This is a genomic window from Enorma phocaeensis, assembly GCF_016901575.1.
GTDB classification, from domain to species: Bacteria; Actinomycetota; Coriobacteriia; order Coriobacteriales; family Coriobacteriaceae; genus Limicola; species Limicola phocaeensis_A.
Map to the genome: position 1 here is coordinate 217033 of NZ_JACJKQ010000002.1, position 20051 is coordinate 237083.

General features: G+C 61.2%; 29 protein-coding genes. 20 read left to right on the top strand and 9 right to left on the bottom strand.

Annotated elements, in window-relative coordinates; genetic code table 11:
• The gene (locus H6A15_RS10525) at positions 1-696 is read right to left on the bottom strand and encodes a metalloregulator ArsR/SmtB family transcription factor (protein WP_204672148.1); all 696 of its coding nucleotides are present in this window, start codon (positions 694-696) and stop codon (positions 1-3) included.
• 125 nt (positions 697-821) lie between these two features.
• Here H6A15_RS10525 and H6A15_RS02675 point away from each other — a divergent pair, with 125 nt between their 5' ends.
• The 6 genes from H6A15_RS02675 to H6A15_RS02700 all read left to right on the top strand — a co-directional run bounded on the left by H6A15_RS02675 (position 822) and on the right by H6A15_RS02700 (position 4455).
• Positions 822-1385 carry a DUF5714 domain-containing protein gene (locus H6A15_RS02675; RefSeq protein ID WP_204672149.1) on the top strand — a complete coding sequence of 188 codons (564 nt, stop codon included), beginning with the start codon at positions 822-824 and terminating at the stop codon, positions 1383-1385.
• Between the two features lie 381 nt (positions 1386-1766).
• Positions 1767-2057, top strand: coding sequence for a hypothetical protein (locus H6A15_RS02680; RefSeq protein ID WP_204672150.1), 291 nt, complete (start codon positions 1767-1769; stop codon positions 2055-2057).
• A gap of 96 nt (positions 2058-2153) precedes the next feature.
• Complete coding sequence (locus H6A15_RS02685) at positions 2154-2417, top strand: hypothetical protein (RefSeq protein WP_239462294.1); 264 nt, start codon at positions 2154-2156, stop codon at positions 2415-2417.
• Positions 2418-2559: 142 nt separating this feature from the next.
• Complete coding sequence (locus H6A15_RS02690; RefSeq protein ID WP_204672152.1) at positions 2560-3066, top strand: GyrI-like domain-containing protein; 507 nt, start codon at positions 2560-2562, stop codon at positions 3064-3066.
• Between the two features lie 432 nt (positions 3067-3498).
• Positions 3499-4098, top strand: a complete 600-nt coding sequence (locus H6A15_RS02695) for a helix-turn-helix domain-containing protein (protein WP_204672153.1) — start codon at positions 3499-3501, stop codon at positions 4096-4098.
• A 135-nt stretch (positions 4099-4233) separates the two neighbouring features.
• Positions 4234-4455, top strand: a complete 222-nt coding sequence (locus H6A15_RS02700) for a DUF6440 family protein (RefSeq protein ID WP_204672154.1) — start codon at positions 4234-4236, stop codon at positions 4453-4455.
• A 17-nt stretch (positions 4456-4472) separates the two neighbouring features.
• Here H6A15_RS02700 and H6A15_RS02705 read toward each other — a convergent pair whose 3' ends face one another.
• The 6 genes from H6A15_RS02705 to H6A15_RS02730 form a co-directional block, all read right to left on the bottom strand.
• A complete protein-coding gene (locus H6A15_RS02705) occupies positions 4473-4919 on the bottom strand; it encodes a HipA N-terminal domain-containing protein (RefSeq protein WP_204672155.1) in 447 nt (148 codons plus the stop codon).
• A 24-nt stretch (positions 4920-4943) separates the two neighbouring features.
• Entirely contained in the window at positions 4944-6125 is a 1182-nt protein-coding gene (locus H6A15_RS02710; RefSeq protein WP_204672156.1) for a phage holin family protein, read from the bottom strand.
• A gap of 52 nt (positions 6126-6177) precedes the next feature.
• Positions 6178-6966: a hypothetical protein gene (locus H6A15_RS02715; RefSeq protein ID WP_204672157.1), complete on the bottom strand. Its 789-nt coding sequence runs from the start codon at positions 6964-6966 to the stop codon at positions 6178-6180.
• A 238-nt stretch (positions 6967-7204) separates the two neighbouring features.
• Positions 7205-8668, bottom strand: a complete 1464-nt coding sequence (locus tag H6A15_RS02720; protein ID WP_204672158.1) for an ATP-binding protein — start codon at positions 8666-8668, stop codon at positions 7205-7207.
• Positions 8669-8748: 80 nt separating this feature from the next.
• Entirely contained in the window at positions 8749-9249 is a 501-nt protein-coding gene (locus H6A15_RS02725) for a hypothetical protein (RefSeq protein WP_204672159.1), read from the bottom strand.
• 91 nt (positions 9250-9340) lie between these two features.
• Positions 9341-9550 carry a helix-turn-helix transcriptional regulator gene (locus H6A15_RS02730; protein WP_019127722.1) on the bottom strand — a complete coding sequence of 70 codons (210 nt, stop codon included), beginning with the start codon at positions 9548-9550 and terminating at the stop codon, positions 9341-9343.
• A gap of 249 nt (positions 9551-9799) precedes the next feature.
• Here H6A15_RS02730 and H6A15_RS02735 point away from each other — a divergent pair, with 249 nt between their 5' ends.
• The 11 genes from H6A15_RS02735 to H6A15_RS02785 all read left to right on the top strand — a co-directional run bounded on the left by H6A15_RS02735 (position 9800) and on the right by H6A15_RS02785 (position 17073).
• Positions 9800-10276, top strand: a complete 477-nt coding sequence (locus tag H6A15_RS02735) for a PH domain-containing protein (RefSeq protein ID WP_204672160.1) — start codon at positions 9800-9802, stop codon at positions 10274-10276.
• Between the two features lies 1 nt (position 10277).
• Complete coding sequence (locus H6A15_RS02740) at positions 10278-12191, top strand: PH domain-containing protein (RefSeq protein WP_204672161.1); 1914 nt, start codon at positions 10278-10280, stop codon at positions 12189-12191.
• Between the two features lie 212 nt (positions 12192-12403).
• Positions 12404-12733: a helix-turn-helix domain-containing protein gene (locus tag H6A15_RS02745; RefSeq protein WP_204672162.1), complete on the top strand. Its 330-nt coding sequence runs from the start codon at positions 12404-12406 to the stop codon at positions 12731-12733.
• 246 nt (positions 12734-12979) lie between these two features.
• Positions 12980-13570, top strand: coding sequence for a TetR/AcrR family transcriptional regulator (locus H6A15_RS02750; RefSeq protein WP_204672163.1), 591 nt, complete (start codon positions 12980-12982; stop codon positions 13568-13570).
• A 103-nt stretch (positions 13571-13673) separates the two neighbouring features.
• A complete protein-coding gene (locus H6A15_RS02755) occupies positions 13674-14327 on the top strand; it encodes a class I SAM-dependent methyltransferase (protein ID WP_204672164.1) in 654 nt (217 codons plus the stop codon).
• Positions 14328-14455: 128 nt separating this feature from the next.
• Complete coding sequence (locus H6A15_RS02760) at positions 14456-14908, top strand: zinc ribbon domain-containing protein (RefSeq protein WP_204672165.1); 453 nt, start codon at positions 14456-14458, stop codon at positions 14906-14908.
• A gap of 85 nt (positions 14909-14993) precedes the next feature.
• Positions 14994-15743 carry a GyrI-like domain-containing protein gene (locus tag H6A15_RS02765; protein ID WP_204672166.1) on the top strand — a complete coding sequence of 250 codons (750 nt, stop codon included), beginning with the start codon at positions 14994-14996 and terminating at the stop codon, positions 15741-15743.
• A 110-nt stretch (positions 15744-15853) separates the two neighbouring features.
• Positions 15854-16138, top strand: coding sequence for a DUF7724 family protein (locus tag H6A15_RS02770; RefSeq protein ID WP_204672167.1), 285 nt, complete (start codon positions 15854-15856; stop codon positions 16136-16138).
• The gene (locus H6A15_RS02775; protein WP_204672168.1) at positions 16131-16358 is read left to right on the top strand and encodes a DUF7723 family protein; all 228 of its coding nucleotides are present in this window, start codon (positions 16131-16133) and stop codon (positions 16356-16358) included. The genes H6A15_RS02770 and H6A15_RS02775 overlap by 8 nt, the downstream gene beginning before the upstream one ends.
• A 2-nt stretch (positions 16359-16360) precedes the next feature.
• Positions 16361-16645, top strand: coding sequence for a DUF4160 domain-containing protein (locus H6A15_RS02780; protein WP_204672169.1), 285 nt, complete (start codon positions 16361-16363; stop codon positions 16643-16645).
• Between the two features lie 26 nt (positions 16646-16671).
• Positions 16672-17073 (top strand): MmcQ/YjbR family DNA-binding protein, encoded by a 402-nt coding sequence (locus tag H6A15_RS02785; RefSeq protein ID WP_204672170.1) that lies wholly within the window; start codon positions 16672-16674, stop codon positions 17071-17073.
• Between the two features lie 97 nt (positions 17074-17170).
• On the opposite strand, the gene H6A15_RS02790 is transcribed toward H6A15_RS02785, so the two are convergent.
• Positions 17171-17692: a gamma carbonic anhydrase family protein gene (locus H6A15_RS02790; protein ID WP_204672171.1), complete on the bottom strand. Its 522-nt coding sequence runs from the start codon at positions 17690-17692 to the stop codon at positions 17171-17173.
• A 157-nt stretch (positions 17693-17849) separates the two neighbouring features.
• Positions 17850-18200, bottom strand: a complete 351-nt coding sequence (locus H6A15_RS02795; RefSeq protein ID WP_204672172.1) for a DUF2200 domain-containing protein — start codon at positions 18198-18200, stop codon at positions 17850-17852.
• Between the two features lie 272 nt (positions 18201-18472).
• Between H6A15_RS02795 and H6A15_RS02800 the strand changes: the two genes are divergently transcribed.
• The 3 genes from H6A15_RS02800 to H6A15_RS02810 all read left to right on the top strand — a co-directional run bounded on the left by H6A15_RS02800 (position 18473) and on the right by H6A15_RS02810 (position 20044).
• Positions 18473-18616, top strand: coding sequence for a hypothetical protein (locus H6A15_RS02800; protein ID WP_204672173.1), 144 nt, complete (start codon positions 18473-18475; stop codon positions 18614-18616).
• Positions 18617-18753: 137 nt separating this feature from the next.
• On the top strand, positions 18754-19281 hold the full coding sequence (locus H6A15_RS02805) for a sigma-70 family RNA polymerase sigma factor (RefSeq protein WP_342635798.1): 528 nt from the start codon (positions 18754-18756) through the stop codon (positions 19279-19281).
• Positions 19268-20044 (top strand): hypothetical protein, encoded by a 777-nt coding sequence (locus H6A15_RS02810; protein ID WP_204672174.1) that lies wholly within the window; start codon positions 19268-19270, stop codon positions 20042-20044. The genes H6A15_RS02805 and H6A15_RS02810 overlap by 14 nt, the downstream gene beginning before the upstream one ends.
• The last annotated feature ends 7 nt before the right edge of the window (positions 20045-20051 follow it).

A 20051-nucleotide genomic window follows, 5' to 3' on the forward strand; every position in this document is an offset into this window, starting at 1 on the left:
CTAGTCCGGCAGGCAGGCCGGCAGCATGTCGCGCAGGGCGGCAAAGGCATACCGATTAAGGCGGTAGTGCGTCCAGCGGCCCTCCTTCCGAGGAATGACGAGCCCCTCGCGACAGAGCAGCGTCATATGGTGCGAGAGCGTGGGCTGGCCTACTCCAAGATGGGGGAGCAGCTTGCATGCGCAGAGCTCTCCCTGTTGGGAGAGAAGCTGGATGACATGCAGGCGCGTGGGGTCGGCGAGGGCCTTGAGGCGCCGCGCCGTGAGCTGCCGCGTGAGCTCGACGCTTCCGTCCAGGCAGCCTGCCTGTATGCGCTCCTTGAGGTCGATGGTTCGCTCGACAATCATGTCGGCGGTGGCGAGAAACGCCTCGTCCCCGTTGCCGGTGGGGTCCTCGAGCCCCCAGTCTTCCCGATGCCGCGCGGGAAGCGCAGGGCAGCCGACGCTGCAGCCCATGGTGACGAGAACGTCGACGCGGGGCAGCTCGCCGAGCGGCTTGGGCTTCTGGGACGAGGCATCTATGCCAAAGCGGTCTCGAAGCATGCGAAGGGCGTCGGGGTTGATGCGCTTCGCAGGGTGCGTTCCTGCCGAGCAGGGGGACAGGGCGTCTCCCGCCCAGGCGCGTGCAACGGCTTCTGCGATCTGGCTGCGGCACGCGTTGTGCGTGCAGACAAAGGCGACAACGGGAAGGCTGCTCATCTTGGCGCGTATGCTCCTCAATACATCGACAATCGTCAATTTGGTATAACACATCGATATATATCAATATATACTATATCCAGATGACGCCATGGCAAGAAGTCGCGGCGGGCGAAGGGGGAGCAATGCAAAGCACGTGGATTCTTGAGGCCTGTCTTGCATGGGAGGGAAACGACCCGGCAAGGCTGCTCGAGGCGCTGATGGCACATAAAGAGTGTCCGGCGTTTGGACCGGTGCACCATGTGCTTGTGGGCACGGCGCTTCTCACCTGCGCCCGGGCGGGCGAGAAGGACGCCGCGGAGCGTGACGCGCTGGCAAGGGAGCTCGCCGAGCTTGAACGGCGCGGGTCGTGCGTGCCTGGCGCCGCCTGTGCCCAATGGGGCGTCTGCGGCGCCGCCGCTTCATGCGGCATGGCGTTTGCCATCAGGGCGGGCAACGCCCCGCTTCGGCCTGAGGGCTGGAGCGAAGGCCAGCTTATGGTCGCCGACATATTGCAGCATATAGCGCATGCCGGCGCGCCGCGCTGCTGCAAGCGCGATGCCCGCATAGCGGTACGCTCGGCGGTCCCGTGGTTTAACCGAGAGCTGGGCACCGACCTCGCGCTTGACGACGAGAGCCCTGCCTGCGCAGTATCCGAGGCAAACGGCGCGTGCCTCCACGGCGCGTGCCCGTACTACTCGACGGAATAGGGCCTAGGCCTTCCTTTGGCATGGGCGTGGCATATGCACCTGACGGTTCCACATGGTTTCGTTGCGGCATCCGCTCGCTCTTAGCGTTCCCATTAACCTCCGCGGCTCCGGTTGCTCGGAGTTCTTTGCCACGCATCTTGTCCGCGAATACCTCGTCCGCCCTGAACGCGGTGAATGCGCCCAACTGTCCTTCCAGGCTCTGCCCTCGCGTTTTCACCCGCGCGTATCCGCACGTCCTCCCGGCCATGGAAACCTTCTTCTTATCGGCGGCGTGCCGCCCATCCCGCACCCGCATCGGGCAGCGACCGCATTAGCTCGCGCGAGTCCCCGCACGCAGCATGCCCGCTGGTAGAATGACCTTCAAGAAACCGAAGGAGGCTCATGACCGTCGACACGAGACAAGAGAGTTCGCATCCGCATGCCCAGCGCGCAAATGCCGAACAGCTTGAAACATCCATTCAGCGGCAGGGTTGCCAGCCCTCCGGCGCCTATGGCCGGCCCGGACCGCAAGGTGGCCGGCAGCCGCAGCCCGCCCACGTCAAGCCTCTGCTCACTGTCGACCAGCAAATCGCCCACATGAAGGACAAGGATATCACCTTCTACCTTTGCTCCGAGGCCGATGCGGCAGGGCACCTGCGTGCCAAATGCCAGTTCTTTCGCATCTATGCCTAACGCAAGAACTTCGACAAACATGTCGGTGGAGGCCTCGACGGCAAGTATGTCGGGCTCGACTTCGGCCAGCTTAGGTTGCTCTCGAACACCGATCGCATGCTGCGAGACTTGCTTCTCGTCATGACGCTCGATGTGGAGCACTTCGCCAAGGTGCGGTTGCTTGCGCTCGCCGAAGACCACGGCGAAGACGGGTACGGCGTCCTGCGCGACTATCTCGCCTCGGCTTCCAGAAACCAGCGCTCCTATATCCAGAGCGAGATCGACCGGCGCGAGGGCAGCCCGTACAGTGGCGACATGGTGCGGAAGTACCGAGACGACATGCTTTGGAAGTTAGAAGGGCTGCTTTGGGAAGTAGGCTGAGCGCCGCAGCAAGGTCGTCGCAATCCTTCTCGGTGTGCTCATCTTTCCCCACTAGTCCAACGGGTAGGCTGTCAGCATGTCGCGTGGGACGGCAAAGGCGTACCATCGTTGTCAGGCAGGCGCGCGTCTGAGGAGGCTGGCTTTGGAGTACAGGATTGCGGAGATACCGGGTTTTCGGTTTGCTGGAGTCTCGGCACGCGTGCCCATGCAGTTCGAGGGCGAAAACCCCGCGATAGCCGATCTCGTGCAGTCCATAACGCCTGGGCAGCGCCACGAGATGCATCGCCTGATGGAGCTGTCGGACGCTCCGCTGCCGCGCGAGGTGCTGAACGTCTCATGGGATTCCGACACCGATTTCCAACGCGAAGAGGGCATGCTCACGCATCTTGTCGGCGTCGCCACGACGGCGCCCACCTCTGAGGTGGGGGAGGGGCTTGCCACGCTTGAGGCCGCGGCGGGCACATGGGCGATCTTTCCGAGCGACGGTCCGTTTCCCGAGGACATGCAGCAGACGACGGCGCGCATATACGCCGAATGGCTTGGCAGCGCGCCCTATGCGCTCGACGGCTTCCGCATGGTTTCGTTTAGCAGAGTCCGCGATGACGGCACCGCGTATAGCGAGATCTGGATACCGGTGCGGCGCGCATAGCCGGCCCTCATAGGACGGGCGAGCGCCCTTCTTGAAGAAAATCGTCATGGGGCCTACATATCTTCCAATTCAATATCTACATCGGGATGGTTTTGCCAGCTCAGAGGCATCGCCGTTGTGAAGTGCGGCGCGCGAGATCGGTGATTGCCGCCTATGACGCGGCCTGGCGCACGGCATGCCGCCACTGTCACAGAGCAGGTGAGAACGCGCAGGTAAAAGGCGGTTTCTCAAGCGCCAAAAAGTACCCGTTCCCGCGAGCGTCTGCTCTGTCCCTACAACCCGCCCCAACCCCTCCACTCGTCACAAAACACCAGCTCACCGTAGCTGCCAAAAACTTTTGACAGCCCTTATTCGCCCAATGTGGTATCCGTAAAAGCACTTGGATGCTACAGTTTCCGCGGTTCGAAATTGCACAAGCCGGAAGGGGGCCGCGTGGAACTCGCAAAGCGCATCAAGCAACATCGCGAGCGGCTGGGCATGTCCCAGACCGACCTGGCGAACGCGGTCTTCGTGTCGCGGCAGACCATATCCAACTGGGAGACCGACCGCACCTACCCTGACGTACAGAGCTTGCTTCTGCTCAGCAACCTATTTGGCGTGAGCATCGACTCCATGGTGAGGGAAGACTCGCCCGAGATGCGCGAGGCCCTTGCCGCGGGATCAAAGAGGATGCACTGCTTCGGCATCGTCATGGCGGCATTCGGCCTTGCCTGCCTTGCGTGGGTGATCGTAGGCATCGTCCTGGATCTTGACACCGCATGCATCGTGGCTGTTGGCGCGGCGCTGTTCATCCCCGCATCGGTCGCCGCGTTTCAAATCGACAAGATGCGGCATGACAACCAGCTGTATGCCTACCAATCGGTCGAGGCGTATCTGGCGGGCGAGGACCCCGACGTGAACAGCCGCTACAACCAACGCGCCGGCGAGCACTGGGTCGCGCGGCGGGTCTTGCTCACCGTTCTCGCCATCGTCGTCGGGCTTTGCTGCGGATGGGGAGCCGCCGGCATCATCTCCCGGCTTCTGGGCAACTAGCGCTTTTGTCATGTGCCGCGCATCTCGCCACACGGCGTCGCCTCGCATGTCGTCCCATCACGCCTGCCGCTCACATCGGTATCAATCAAACATGTTTGAACGATAGCTTTGCAACCGTCTCAGAAAGGAACCGCAATGGCACAAGATCGCTTCGTCGAGGTGTACTCCCAGGGAGTGACCAACGTGCGCAAGATCATCGTCGACACGCAGACAGGGGTGAACTATCTGCTGATGTCGTCCAACATGACGGGCGGCAGCGGCATCACCGTGCTCGTCGACGTTGAGGGCAAGCCCGTGGTGACGCCGCTCGGCGAAAACGACCCCGTGGCCTTGGGCCAGCTGCTCGATCGGGAGTAGCAACGTCCGGCGCCCGCTCACGTGAGGCGGGCGCCGGATCGACCGAACTCTGATGTGCGGCTCGGTCGGTCGATGAACATCTTGACAAGGTCGTTTTGTGTGACGGCGTCATATCCATGCGTGTCAAACGATTCCTGGTCGTCTTCGCTGCGAACGACGACATCGCCTTTGCAATCTCTACCGCAAGCCGCCAGGAGAGAGAGCCAGTCCTGCTCTGGAATTCTGAGTTCTCCCGCCAGGGCGCGTCGTGCCTCCCCTTCGGGTAGCAGACCTTCGAAATATGGCTGAAACGCATCAAGCTTGTACGGGAGATTTGAGAGGGGGAGAGAAAACGAAAGCGGCGTAGCCCAGGCCGCGGAAAGATAGTTCGGGTCATGGCTAAACGTCATTGATGACCTCGAAATGGTCCCCACGGGATACATATCGTGATATGCGAGCCGAAAAACCTTGAAAGCGTCACCCATCAGTCCCTCCTTTATTCTATGCCGTCAATCGGAACGGAAATATGCCTGATGGTGTACCATGACATCGTCTAGAATGCCTGAGTCATCAAAACCAAGTCTCCAAGACGCCGGATCATAAGGATTATCAATTTCGTATTTCAAGCTATATCCACCGTAGGTTGCCTCAAAGCTATCGTTTGGTTGACCATACAGCTTTAATACATCTTCTCTGGTTGACCATCCCAGCATCAACCCACAGGGAATGCGTAGTTCCGTACCGGAAAAGTCGTAGTTACCATATATGACATGAATACCTCCCACCGTGCTCTCGGCGACAGGGATCGTGCTTTCGGTGGTGTTGAAGACACAGACGCTGATATCCTGCTCGTGGTTATTGGTCAACGAGACCCATTCCCATTCATAGGACGCATACGGGCCTTCCGCGCCAGCCAGAGAAAGCCCGGCATCCTCCTCGGAAATCACCCACCCATCGTCAAGGAAAGCCGCAAGGGGAACTGGTAATGTATAAACCGTATCATTGATCTGGATTGAAAAACTTTCCCAATCATTCGGGAGTTCAGGGGATGGTGGGTACAATTCTGCCCCTGACGCGTCGAGTTCTGTCATAAAATCGAGCGACATCAAGGTGGAGGTGTGCGGCAGGTAGGTGACTTTCGCAAACAGATTGTAGTCGTTCCCGCCCCACAGCGCGCGCCCTTCCTCGTACCTCTTTTCACTGATTTCAAAGGAATGCCGCTCGCCGGTCATATCTACGCCGCGCAGATAATAGTCGTCCGAACCATAGTCCCCGATCCCTCGCGAATATTCAAATTCCAGCCGCTCCAAATAGGCGGCTTCCGGGTGCTCGAGATAGGGTATATCCAAGATTAGAGGGCGGACAAGGAAAAAAGCAGCACCCACACACACAATGATTACAACCGTTCTTCCAATTATTTGCTTGAACGATTTATTTGGCTGAGCCAGTTTTACCATAGAAACGAGGGCTATAATCACGGCCAATAGTCCCAAAACGCCATTGACAATTACAGTTTGTATGTATCCTGTAATTCCGATGGCAAGAGCATCGGAACTCGCAAACCAATCCAATACTGCAAAGGCAGTAATAGGTAAGAAAAAAAGGATTACAAGCGACAAAACAAATAGTTTTATCCCTTTTTTCTCTGATTTGCAGTTGTGCTTTTCTTGATTAATTCTATCATCGTCCATAGTGTATGCCCTTTATCACAGATAGGAACATGATTCGTTGAGGTACAATGCCTTAGCCGTTTGTATCCATTCGGGGCAAGGCCAATACATCACCAGTCTCTGGATTTAAGTAAAGTGTAACCCACTGGCCAATTTCATAACGCTTGCCATGGATAATGGGCAGGGTGACTTCTTTTTCCTCGCCATTGACTCTGACAACACAAAAGGCGTAAACATCACCCTCGCTGTCTTTGCGGAATCCATGAACCTGAGCGGTGATAGGCCGTAGCTCTCCCAACTCGATTTTACGGCGGGAGCGATGAGTGCCGACAAAACGCCGGATCCAGAATATAACGAGATACAGCACCGCGCAAAACAAACACAATGACATTTCGGAAAGGGAAAATCCCTGTGGCAAATGTGAACACGCCAAACTAATCAATACTGGCAGAGTAACAATCATAACCAAAAACAACCAAGTTACCACACGAGCGTGTCTGTATTCCCGTTTCTCAGCCGCACTCATGACGAGCCGGAAATCCTCCTTCTTCGGATGATAGCGCAGCTGAAGAATATCACCCACTTTGGGAAGATCGTATATACGGGGGAATATCCAGCTTCGATACCAGTCTATACCCTGCCATTGAAAAACAAGATCCAGTTTGTACTTTCGCGGCTCTAAAACGCCATCGCTATCCTTTTTGTCAATTGTCTCAATATGCAGGACACGGGCTGTTATCGGCTTCCACTTTCGTCGTTCCAGCCACTTTATGACGCGCCACAGCAGGAAGAAAACGATAATCAGGATAAAAGGCAGAAGCGTCGGGAATATGATACTCCAAAATGCCGTCGAATTGTCCACGAGCCGCTCCTCCTTTCGGCTATGTATACAATCATTCAAGTCTCTTATATATTGCAAGCAGTAAGGTTGCCACCATTTGAAAGTAAAACCCAGATAAACTTTGGGTAAACAAGAGTGCCTTTGATAAAGGCTGAAGCTTAAGGGTTTGGGACTATCCCAAAATAGAAAAATGGCGCTTCGGCAGACAGCCCGGAGCGTCATTTTTCCGGTGTGTGGCCACACCGGATGTGCTTGCTAATCAGCAAGCCACTCCGGTATGGCAAGCACCGCTTTTCAGCAAGTGTACATACACTTGCTGTGCTTGCTGTTCTCTCAAATCCCAGTCCTGTGCTCGTCCCTCCGTAAACTCATGGGGCAGCAAGCACCACTTCCAGGTCGGCATGATGCGAACGGTGCCCGCATCTGTTTGAACGACGCCCTCTTCGCGGAGCGTAAGGACGAGCCCCTCGCTCAAATGCGTGAAGCGCATTCCTGCTTCGAGCGAGCCGATTTCGCGCCTCTTCGTTCGCTCGGCGCTCATATCGAAGCACACTTGGATCAGTTCGTAGGGGTCGAGTCCCAGCGCATCGCCCGTGATGAAATCGACCTTCGCGTTCGAGCCGTCGGGTACAGAAAGGGACGAGATGGCGTCGGTCCTCCTGCCAGAGAATCGACGTCGCAGCTCAAGGTATACCAGGGTTTCCAGGCGCTTGCCGTGGTCTTGCTGGCTGGCGCGCGAAACCGCCATGGCGAGGCCGTGGTCTTCGGCATACACCTTGGGCACTGCGGTCGTGTTTGGCTTTAACATGGTGGTGTATTCCGGTAGGTAATGTATGAGGTATGCCTGTTGCAGCAGCTCAAGCAGCTTTGTCACCTTGTTCCAGTACGCCTTGTAGCCCAGCTCCGTAAGGCGCTTCGACAGATCGTTAGACGAAAGCTCACAAGCTGTGTTGCGGATGGCGAACAGTGCCAGTTGCATCGTGAGCGAGATGTCTCCTCGCCCGGAGCGCTCGGCGACATCTCGCGCGACCACATCGCGGACGTAGCCCTGCAAGTGCTCGATGCGGTCGCCGATAGGTCGTTGCTGGATGCCGGGGAAGCCTCCCCACTGGAGATAATCGTCGAAGGCGCTCTCGTAGCGCGTTGCTTCCCTCGGGGAAAATGCTGTCTGTTCTGCGTCTGGAATCGCGATGCCGTTAAACGAGCAGTATTCGGCAAACGAAAGCGGCCACATTTCGTGGACATGGGAGCGCCCGCGGAAAGAGGAGGCTATCTCTGAGGACGAGACCTTCGAAGAGGAGCCGGTGATGACGAGGGTGACGGTCTCCTGCTCGGCAATGCGCTGGCAGAATCCCTGCCACTCGTCAATCTCTTGGACCTCGTCGAGGAAGAGATAGCACCCTTGATCGCGCGCCTCGGGCACTTGCCTCCAGTACTCCTCTACGATGGCCTGCATGATGTTGCGGTCTAAGGGTTTCAGACGTTCGTCTGAGAAGTCGAAGTAGAGCATGCGCTCGCGTCGCACGCCCTTGGCGAGCAGCGACTGCATGAGCTGGAAGAGGTAAAACGTTTTTCCGCACCGGCGCATACCGGTAATGATGTGAACGAGGTTGAAGCGCGCGGGCTCGGGGAGCTCGCGGATGATGTGCTTGCGAGGTGAGGGGGATGGGATGGTTTCTGTCATTCGCTCGCGCACAAGAGCCGTGACATCGGCAGCTGTCATGACTTCGCTCCTAACTTCTAAACTATAGTTAGAAGTATATAATAAAACTTCATAATATAGTTTAGAAGATACTGTGCCTGCTATTCCTCCCCGCCATCGATGTCGCCCTTCAGGCGGATCTTGTACGAGGCCTTCACGATGAGCAGCGCCACCGAGAGAAACACGAGCGTTGCGGCAACTGCCGCCATGGCCTCGAGGCTCACGAGCGCCCCGACGAAGATGGCGATCACGGCAAGCACGGGCATGAGCTGGATGAACGTTCGTGCGACCTCGCGCTCCATGTGGGCTTGGAGCTCGTCGTTCTCCTTCGCATGGAGCCGCCGCAGCTCCCGGTCGTCGGAGAGGGCGCGGCGAAGGTCCACGATGCTTTTGAGGGTGGCTACGGCTGCAACGGCGCACAGCCCCATCACCACCCCCAAGAGGAAGGCCGACGTGCTGGTGGTGCCGTTCAGGGCGGGCAGGTTCTCGGTTGCGGTGAGCGCGCCTCCCGTGACGAGCACGAGGCAGATGGCTGCGGCCGAGACGGTTTCGCGGCGGAGGCGTCTGCTGGCATCTTCGCGCAGGGCGTTCATGGTGGTCATGGTGGTTGCATCTCCCTTCGAGCGGCGTGTCGTCTTTTGCGCGGCGCATCTTGTGGCGCGCTGCGCGGCGAGGCTGCCCAGTATGTGGCGTTTACAGTTCTTCGTCGATTTCCGAGAAGTCGAAGACCTCTTCGATGGTGAGTCCAAAATAGCGGGCGATCTTGTAGGCGAGCGGCAGGGACGCGGTGTATTTGCCCACCTCGATGGAGGTGATGGTCTGGCGCGTCGTGCCGACGGCGTCGGCGAGCTCAGCCTGGCTGAGCTTTTGCGCACGCCTGAGCTCACGAATACGGCTCCTCATAGTCCTCCTTACCCTGGGTGCATCCGGATTGCGATATGCAAAGCAAGCTTTGCAATATAAGCATAGTATGCTTTGCAATAAATGACAAGTAGACTTTGCAAAGATTATTGCAGAGCCGGACAAAGCCGGACGGGTTTCCAAACGCTGCGCAGCGACTCGGCGCGGCTGCGCGTTTGCCCCATGGGGCGCGGGGCTGCGATGTTATCATTCTCAGCAATGAGTGCCTGCCTGTGTTCTGAGGAGTTTTCGATGGAGTTCCCCTCGCGCCGCCTCGACCCACGCATGCTGCGGGTCTGGTACGCAAGCTCGCTAGCGCTTATCGCGGGAACCGTGGTCGTAGGCGCGGCGGCGACGCTTGCCGTCCGCTGGTTCGAGGGTCCCTTGCTCATCCCGCTCATCATTACGGCGGCGCTGGTGGTCATCGAGCTTGCCGACATGGCGATCAGCCCGCGCGTGGAATATGCAACCTGGCGTTTTGACGTCACGCCCACCGAGGTTGACCTCTACCACGGCGTCTTCGTAAAGAAGCGCGTCATCGTGCCCCTTGTCCGCGTGCAGCACGTCGAGACGAAGCAGGGGCCGTTTCTGAAGGCGAACGGCTTGGCCGCCGTGCGCATCTCGACGGCGGGGGAGAGTTTTGAGATTCCCGGGCTTGAGGCGGACGATGCCAACACCCTGCGCGACCGCGTCGCCGAGCTTGCCCGTCTCGCCAAGGAGGACGTGTAGCATGGGCGCCGCTGACGAGAAGGTCGAAGACGGCAAGCTGGGGGTATCCGCAGGACCTGCCGCCCCCGACGTGGCGGACGCGACCGCGCCCGATGCTGAACGCGCCTCGGCCGAGGATGTCGCGGATCGTGCCGGCCAGGCATCCTCGGACGTGCCGGAAGCGGGCGCTTCGGCCGATCCGGCACGCGACGTGACCTTGGAGGGCCTCGAGCTTGAGGCGGAGCGGCTCACCAACCCGAAGCGCTCGCTGTTCGAGCAGACGGACCCGACGCTTGCGGGCGTGCACCGGGGCAGCGCGCTTTCGCTGATAACGGGCGCGGCGAGCGGTCTGGGCGTCGCGTTTGGCGTGTCGCTCGTGGCCGTCGCCCGGATGCTTGCGGGCGGTGGGATCGAAGAGGTCCCCGAGGTGATCGCCATCGCGGCCGCCATCATAGCGGTCAACATGCTGGGCGCGGTCGTTGCGTGGCGCACGCGTACGTGGGAGCTTACCGAGGCGGGCATCATGCTGCGCAGCGGCGTCGTCAACGCCAGGCAGCTCCAGGTTCCCTATGAGCATATCCATAGCGTCAACATGTCGTCAGGCATGGTCGAGCGCGTCTTGGGCCTCATGACGCTCGACCTCGATACGGGAGCGGCCGATTCCGAGGGCGAGGCGACGTGCATCAAGGGGCTCCAGGCGGGCATGGCGCACGCCCTGCGCGAGGAGCTCTTTCGTCGCAAGGCCGCGGTTCTTGAAGGGGGCGCCGCAGATGCAGGGGCTCCTGCCGAAGCCGTCGCCATCGAGAGCGGCCCTGCGGACGCCTCGCGGCCCCTGGCAGAGGGAGCCGCCTCGTCAGGGGCAGGTTCCGATGCGGCGTCCGCTCCTGTCCCGGACGCCCGCTACACCCTCACCGGCGGCCAGCTTATCATGGCGGCGCTGTCAGAGGTGCGCGTCGTGGCGCAGGCGGCGGCCTTTCTCATCCTCATCGTCCAGGCGCTGAACTTCTTGCAGGAAAGCCAGCTGGTCAACCTTTCAGAGGCCGCCGGCGGCGTCGCCGCGCTTCCGATGAGCCTGCTTGTCGGAGCCGCAGTGCTTCTGCTCGCGCTCGCCTTCGTGGTGGGCTTCGCGGCTTCGTTTGTCATCAGCCTGGTAGGCTTTGCCGGCTATCGCGCAGAGCGTGCGGGCGGGCGCATCTCGGTCGAGCGGGGACTGCTCAGCCACACGTCGCATACGGTGGCGCTCGAGCGCATCCAGGCGATCGATATCCGTCAGGGACTGATTCGCCAGCTCATGGGCTATGCCGAGGTGCGTGCGTCGGTGGTGGGGAGCATCGGTTCTTCCGAGGAGTCGTCCACCTCCGACGGCGTGGTGCTCCATCCGTTTATCCGCCTGTCGGAGGTCGACGCGTTTCTCGAGGCGATGGCGCCGGAATTTGCCGGAGCGCCCGCCGCGTCCAGCCTGGTGAGGCTTCCGCCCGCCGCGGCGCGCAGGCTGGTGTTTCGCACGTGTCTCAGGGTGTCGCTGCTTCTTGGCGCGCTGGTCGGCGCCGGCGTCCTCGCCGGCCATGTCCTGCCTGATGGAGAGGTCTGGGGGCTTTTGCTGATCGTGCTCGACGTGCTGCTTGCCGTCGTCGGCGCGACGCTCGGCATTCGCATGGCGCTGCATGCCGTCCTCCGATATCGGGGCAGTCGCATCGGGCACGACCGGAGGCGCCTTGTGCTGGTCTCAGGTGGCGTCCTTCGCCGGATGCAGATCGTGCCGCGCACGCGCATCCAGCATGCGACGGTTTCGGCGACCCCCTTCCAGCGCCGGCTGAAGCTCGCGACCTTCGCCACGCTCACTGCGGCGAGCGGGGACATCGCCCTGCGCGACCTCGCGGCATCGGATGCCGAGGAGCTGCTCGCGTGGATTCGTCCGGCGCGAGCCGAGCAGTAGCGATGGCGACGCGACCGGTCGCGCCGGCACCGGACCCGTCGCGCCCGCCCCGGGCTCGTCGCGTCGATTCCGGACCTGCCGCGTCTGCTCCCTAGCCTGTCTCGCCGGCACCAGACCTGCCGCGTCCGCGTCGCTTTATCCTACAGGGTCGACCTCCAGGCGCCGCATCCCCCGTCCCAACCCTTCCTCGCCGGGACCGAGACCTCGACGCCATGAAGCGCATGCTCCTGTTCATAGAGCGCTCCTACACCGAGCGCGTCACCTTGGCTCAGATATCCGAGGCGGGGATGGTGGGGCAGAGCACGTGCTGTCGCCTGTTTGCCCGATTTGTGAACATGTCGCCCGTTGCCTACCTCAACCGCTATCGGCTCTGGAAAAGCACGGAGCTGCTGAGGGATACCGACGCCTCGGTCACCGAGGTTGCGCTGTCGGTGGGCTTTGGAGGGGCGAGCTGCTATGCAGAGTCGTTTCGCGCGTGGCAGGGCATGAGCCCGAGCGCCTATCGCCGCGAGAACGGGCGTCAAGGCGGCGTTGGGGCCTGACGGGGCGATTACCTGGGCTCTGTGGCATGGGGGGTTTATTGTAGCGGACGCAGAAATAGCTCTCGGTGCGACCCCATGCGTACAAGTCTGATGACCGGGCTGGACCGGTGGGGCATGTATAAGACAAGGACGTCGACCATGCCGTCAGCGAGATGGGATTCTATATCTCAGGCAAATTCTGAAATCAACCGAATATTGACCAATGTTCAATGAAGGTGTATCCTGCACGCAAAGTGAGGAGGCACCATGGCCCGTACCATCAAGAATCCCGAGGAGCGCAGGCACGAGCTGCTCGCGTGCGCCATGAGGCTATTTGCCGAAAAGGGCTACGACAACGTGTCGGTCCGCGCGGTCGCGCGCGAGGCGGGGGTGGCTGCCGGGCTTGCCTACCACTATTTCGATTCCAAGCAGGCGCTGTTTGACGCGACGATTGAGGAGTACGCGCGCCAGAGCGCGGAGGCCCTCTGCCGGATATTCGACGACCGGTCGCTGACGCTCGATGAGCAGCTCGACCGCGCGCTCGCGCTCGCCGCTGATCAAGATGCGTTTCCCTACGCGGATTATTTCCATGCCGAAGGCAACGACGCCCTGCACGACCGGCTTTCGCTCGCCCTGTGCGAGGTGGTGGGCGCGCATGTGGCGGCGGCGCTTGAACGGGATGCTGCCGCGCGGGGCGCTGCTGCCCCGGAGGCCGGGACGCTCGCGAGCATGATGGTGTATGGGAGCATCGGGCTCGCATCGGGCCCCGGCATGCCCGATGGGCGGGCGTTGCAGGCTGCGCGGAGATATTTCGGGGCCCTGCTTGCCGAGTTCCGCAGGGGCGCCGACGCGGGGTAGCAAGGCGTCCGCGCACCCCGGCTCAGGAGATCCGCCCTGGCACATGGAGCCAGGGCTTTTCTCGAATGCAAGTATTGAACAATGTTTAATGAAAGGATGGAAGATGGGAAGTCATGAAGAAAACGGACCTGCCTCGGAGCGGCTGAAGGCTCGTTCGCGCGCGGCATTCGATGAGCAGGCGGAAAGCTACGACGGCGGCATGCAGGGAAGCCATGCCCGGTCGCTGTATCCATGGGTGGTCGCCGTCGCCAAAGAGGCGTTCTCGGGCCAGCGGGCGCCGCACATCCTCGATGTCGGATGCGGCACCGGGGCGCTCGCCTGCCGGCTGCTCGACGCCGTTCCGGGATGCCGCCTCACGGGGATCGACCTTTCGAGCGCCATGGTCGCGCGGGCTCGGGGGCGTCTTGCTGGCAGGGCGGACGTTCTCGAGGGGGACGCCGAGCGCTTGCCGTTCCATGATGAATCGTTCGACCTCGTGGTCTGCAACGACTCGTTCCATCACTACCCCGATCCCAAGCGCGCCGCGTTCCAGATGTGGCGCGTGCTCCGACGCGGCGGCATGCTCGTGGTGGGCGACGTGTGGCAGCCGGCTCCCGCCCGCGCCATCATGAACGCATGGATGCCTCTGTCCCGCGAGGGCGACGTGCGCATGTATTCGGAGTCCGAGCTTCGCGAGCTGCTCGGAACATGGTTCAAGCGGGTTGGCTGGGAGCGCGTCGGCTTTACGGCGTGCGTCGCCACGGCGCATAAGGAGTAGCCCGGGGCGCCGCCTTGCCCAGACGTTTCGGCCCGGTGGCACGTCCTGCGCAACAGAGCGTTGCTTGCTGCTCCGTCGCGGCCGCCTGATAATGGGCACACTGAGAGCGTCGAGGTCAGGAGGACCCCATGGCAATCAAGGACGTGCTTCCCCGTCTGCGCCGCGAACGAGGGCTCACGCAGGAGGATTTGGCGAAGCGGCTCTACATCACCCGGCAGGCGGTGAGCCGTTGGGAGACGGGCGAGACGACCCCGGGCATCGATATGACCAAGCTGATTGCCCTTACGCTGGACGTGCCGGTGACCGAGCTTCTGGAGATGCCCGAGCACTACTGCCAGAGCTGCGGCATGATGTTCACCGCGCCGGGTCAGCATGGCCACGAGGCGGATGGCACCGAGACCGAGGAGTTCTGCCGCTGGTGCTACGACGACGGCGCCTACACCTACGAGACCACCATGGAAGACATGATCGAGGAATGCGCGCCGCGCATGGCGGAGGCGATGGGCTGGACCATAGACGAAAGCGCCTCGCTCTTGGGGGCGGTGCTCCCCACGCTCAAGCGCTGGCGCGATGAAGAATAGGTCCGGCAGGCGAGCAGCGTCTTGAAATAGAACCTATGTTCGATTATGCTTGACGGCAAGGTAGTCTGCGGCAGAGGGGCTCGACATGGCGTTTGACTTCAAAAAAGAGTATCGCGACTTGTACCAAGCCAAGGCGAAACCGATGCGTGTCGAGGTTCCCGCGATGACGTTTGCCGCGGTCGCCGGCACGGGTGACCCCAACGAGGAGGGCGGCGCCTATTCACAGGCGCTCGCGCTGCTCTATGGGTTTTCGTATTCGGTGAAGATGGCCAAGATGGGCTCGTGGCAGCCTGAAGGCTATTTCGACTATGTGGTCCCGCCGCTTGAGGGGCTCTGGTGGAGCGGCGCCGGGGCCTTCAGCGGCACGGCTATCGTCGACAAGGGCGCGTTGTCGTGGGTCTCGCTTATCCGGCAGCCAGACTTTGTGACGCCCGAGGTGTTCGCCCGGGCGTGTGCCATGCTCGCCGAGAAGAAGCCCGAGCTTGCCGGAGCCCTCGATCGTGGCGACATGCGTCTGATCCGCTTTGCCGAGGGCCCGTGCGTGCAGATCATGCATCGCGGGCCGTACGACGATGAGCCGGCGACCATAGCAAAGCTGGCTTCATTTGTTGAGGAAGAGGGGCTTGAGACCGATATTGCCGAAGGCGGCGAGTCCCCGGTCGGTCACAGGGCGACGGGTGCATTCGATGCGGCTGCGGTGCTCGACGCCCTTGATGCGCATGGGGGAGTGCCCTCCGTCCGTCTGCATCATGAGATATACCTGGGGGACCCGCGTCGCACAAAGCCAGAGAATCTCAAGACGGTCATCAGGCACCCCGTGCGCGTCCGTGCGTAGGGCGCCCGCGATGTAGCGGTGCCCCCACGCTCAAGCGCTGGCGCGAGGGCGAGTGAGGGGCATGGGGCTGTATCGTGGGTATACTGTGAGCTGAGGCGAGGAGGTGCCACATGGTAAACGATGTTTCGGGGTGTGCTCGCTTGAGTAGCAAGGGCGCATATTCCATCTTCTCGTTCGGTCCGCATGTCATTCGTTTCCGAACCTCACGTGCTTTAAAGCGCTACCTTTCGATTAAGCAGTGGGATAACGGTTATCTTGTTGTTGACGCCGAATATGATGGGGCATCAGCGCCGGTCGAAGAGTATATCGATCTTGTTCCGATTCTGAACAACCTTTACTTCGACGCCAAGCGTATTTTGGCACCTATTAAAGAGGTTGTGGTGAGCTATGAGTGAGTCCGAGCTCAAGGCGGTGGCAGATGCGGCCGACATGATCGTGAATGGATATGCGTTCACCGTCACCGATGGGTCTGTTCGCGTGCTTAATCTGAGTGCTCCGTCGCGTGCCGTTGTGCTCTCTCATGCGGGAGAGGTTCTCGAGACAAGCATGGACGACATAGAGCTGTCAATAGTAGGGGAGTATTACTGCCGTAACCGCGATTTCTTAGCGGTGTAGCCATGCCAAAATACTTCGATTTCAAGGTATGTGGATACTACCTGTATTTCACGGCACACTGCATCGTTGAGTGTATGCATGTTCATGCGAGCGACGCGAAATTAACGGAAGGCGGTTCGGCTAAGTTTTTCGTTAAGAGCAACGGAGATTCTGTCATGCAGCATCGAGGGTCTCTGTCAGAGCGAGAAGCCCGCATAATCCAGCGCTTTATCAAGGCAAACTATCGCGAGATGTATCTTTCCTGGTCGACCATGAGCGACGAGGGGTTCTATGGAGACGAGAAGTAGCCATATCTTTCGAACGGGGAATGCGAATGGAAGCATTGAACATCGGTGAGCGGATGGGTTCGCTTCCGGGCGCGTCGAACGCCTTGCATGAGGTGTGGGGATGGATGGTCTGGTGGGTAGGCGGAAAGCAGTTCGCCTGCGAATTCACGGCGGCGCCAGACGCTAAGCCGCCCTATGCGGGAAGGCACCTGCTGTCGCTCAAGTGCGACCCAGACCGCATTCGCGAGCTGAGGGCCGAGTATCCAAACGCCGTGCTGCCGGGCTACTACTCAGACGGGCGCACGTGGATTTCGGTCGACTTGAATCTCGTCGGGTCGCCCGACGGTCCTACCGAGGAGCTTGTGCTCGACTTATGCGAGATGAGCTATCGCCTCGTGTTCGCGAAGCTTCCCAAACGCGTTCAGCGGGAGCTTGCGGCAAGCGCCTGAGCCCGTCGATCGGTTTTGGGGACGCGTGCTGCCGGCATGCATCGTATGAGGTGCCGCCAGCACGAGCGTGGCCAGCGGAGGGGCGAGCGTAGCGCGCTCAATCATGCTCGGAGGCCGTTTGTCGTGCGCGATACGCGCGAGCCTCCTCGACATAGCGACGTGCCCCGGCGATGGCGTGCTCCTGCTCCTCTTTTGTAACGGCTCGCACCACGCGCGCGGGGCTGCCGAGTGCAAGGCTGCCGTCGGGAATCGTCGCCCCCTGCGTCACGAGCGCGCCGGCGCCGATGATGCATCCAGAGCCAACGACCGCTCCGTTCAGCACGATGGCGCCCATGCCGACGAGCGTGTCGTCTCCCACGGTGCAGCCATGCAGGACTGCTCCATGTCCTACGGTCACGTTGCTGCCGATTTTGACCGGGCATCCCCGGTCCTCATGCACGATGCAGCCATCTTGGATATTGGTGCCCGCTCCCACGACGACTGCATCCGAGTCGGCGCGCAGCACGGCGTTGAACCATATGTTTACGTCTTCTGCCAGCGTGACGTCGCCGCACACCACGGCGCCATCGGCGACGAACGCGGTCGGATGGATGCTGGGCCGTACCTCAGAGTGATTCATGGCATCTCTCCTCGTTCATTTGGATGCGCGGGCCGTGGGGCGAAATCGATGCGCGTTGAGATGGAACGAGCCCGTCCCCGATTTGCTCAGATGGGATGGATCGGGTCCGTCCCCAATCATCCACTTGGATGGATTGGACCCGTCCCCGATCATCCACCTAGGAACGCAGAATCTTTTCCATGTCGCGTCCGCGGGCGAGCTCATCGACGAGCTTGTCGAGATAGCGTGCATTTTGTACCACGGGGTCTTCGATTGTGGCGACGTCCACGCCGCAGATCTTTCCTGTGATGAGCGTGCGGTTGGGATTGATGCACGGTGCCTGAGCGAAGAAGGTCTCGTAGTCGACCCCGGTCTCTATCTGGCGCTCGAGCGTCTCTTGGTCATAGCCGGTCAGCCAGCGGGTCACCTCGTCGACTTCGGCGCGCGTGCGCCCCTTGCGCTCGGCCTTTTGAACCAGCAAGGGATAGATCTTGGAGAGAGACATCTTTGCGATGGGCGTGCGGGGCATGGGGACTCCTTGGTTCGGGGCTCTCCGGCTCCATCGAGTATAGACGGCTTGCTTCCACGTTCGGGTCGCCAATATGGCAGGCGTCCGCGCTCGGGGCCGGGGCGGCGCCAGCAATCTGCACGCAATCCGTCTGCGCGTGCCCGCCTCGTCGAATCTACGTAAAGTTACAAAAATGGCCCCGATTTTGTAAAAAAGCCGAGCAACGGTGAAAAAAGAGGTCGCCGTTGCTCGGTTAAGTGCGAGCGACGGCGGAAAGTGGCGCGCCGCCGCTCATGGCGGTGACGGCAAACTGCGACGTGCTGGAGGCGGAGGCAGGGGGCGATCCCGCCCTCACGCCCTGGATCGGCAACATGCGCGCCGCGGCGGACGACATGGCTGGGCGCATTGCCGACATGCTGGCAGGTTTGGACCGGTAGCGCACCCTCGACTCAGCATCGATGCGTTCCATGCCGGTTTGCGGCGTGCAGATTTCAGGTGCTTCAAAGTTTTTTCCTTTCGACCGCACATTTCACTTCCGCCTCCCGTTAGTAGGGTTAGAGGGAGGTGATGCGGGGTGCCGTTGTTTTCTCGCAGTCAGGCAGATGCGGAGCGTCTGGTCGAAGAACACTACGCGGACGTTGTCCGATATTGCCGGCGCCATGCGCCGTCGGGCTTTGCCGAGGATGCCGCCCAGGAGGCCTTTCTGCGGTTTGTCCGTGCCTCTGGGGGCTATCGAGAGCGGGGGCAGGCGGGCGCCTACCTGATAGCCATCGCGCGCAACGTCTGCATCGACATGCTGCGTGCGCAGGCGAAGGGCTGGGACGAGCTTCCCGAGACGGTCAGCGACGGTCGTGATGAGCCGGGTGAGAACGACGGCGAGCATGATGTCGCCCGCGCCCTCGCCTCGCTTCCGCGTGCCCAGCGTGAGGCCGTCGAGCTCCGATACGGCCAGGGGCTGGGGGTTGCCGAGGTCGCGCGCGTGATGGGGATAAGCCGGTTCTCCGCTTCGCGAACCATCTCGGCCGGTCTAGAAGCGCTTCGGGGGCAGCTCCAGCACGCGCGGGGCGGTCTCGGGAAGGAGGGCGTCGATGAGACGAAGTGAGAGGCAGGCGCTGGAAGCCTCATTGCGGAGCCATTTCCACCATGTGGATGAATCGCTGGCGACGGACGAGCCGATGGGTTCTCGGGAGCGACTCGTGGCGGCGCTTGCGGCACAGGCGGCGCGGCCTGCCTGGCCGGGATGGCCACATGTCGCCGCGGTGCAGGTCCGGTATATGGGAGCCATGTGCTGGGCGCTGCATCTCGTCGTGGTGCTGGCGGCGTTTGCGGCGGCTGGGGCGGGCGTTTCATACGGGCTGCTGGCCGGAGCGCTTGCCGCCGTGCTCGCCCTTGCATCCCTTTCGGAGGCGACGCGCTCGCGCTCCTGCTCCATGGCGGAGCTTGAGGCGTCGTGCGCGGTCAACGCCCAGTCGGTCGCCTGTGCCCGCCTGGTGGTGCTCGGCTGCATCGACGCTCTCCTTATCGTTGTAGTTTCGGGCCTGGTGGCATCCGGCTACTCGCTCTGGTTGATGGCGGCCCAGATCGGCGCGCCGTATCTGCTCGCCGTCGCATCGGGCCTCGCCGTCGCGCGCCGGGTGTCGAGCTCCGACGCGACCGTGGGCGCGATGGCGAGCGCGGCGCTGGTGTTTGCGGCGTGCCTCGGGCTGTATCTGGCGCTCCCTGAGGCATTCGGTGCCACGTCCGGGGCCATCTGGCTGGGCGCCGCCGCGTCCGCCGGCGTGTTCGCCTGCATTGAAGGGCGCCGGTGGCTGCGCGCAGCCGCAGGGATATCGGCGTCGCCCCAAGTCCTGCTTGATGTCAACTGAAAAGAGG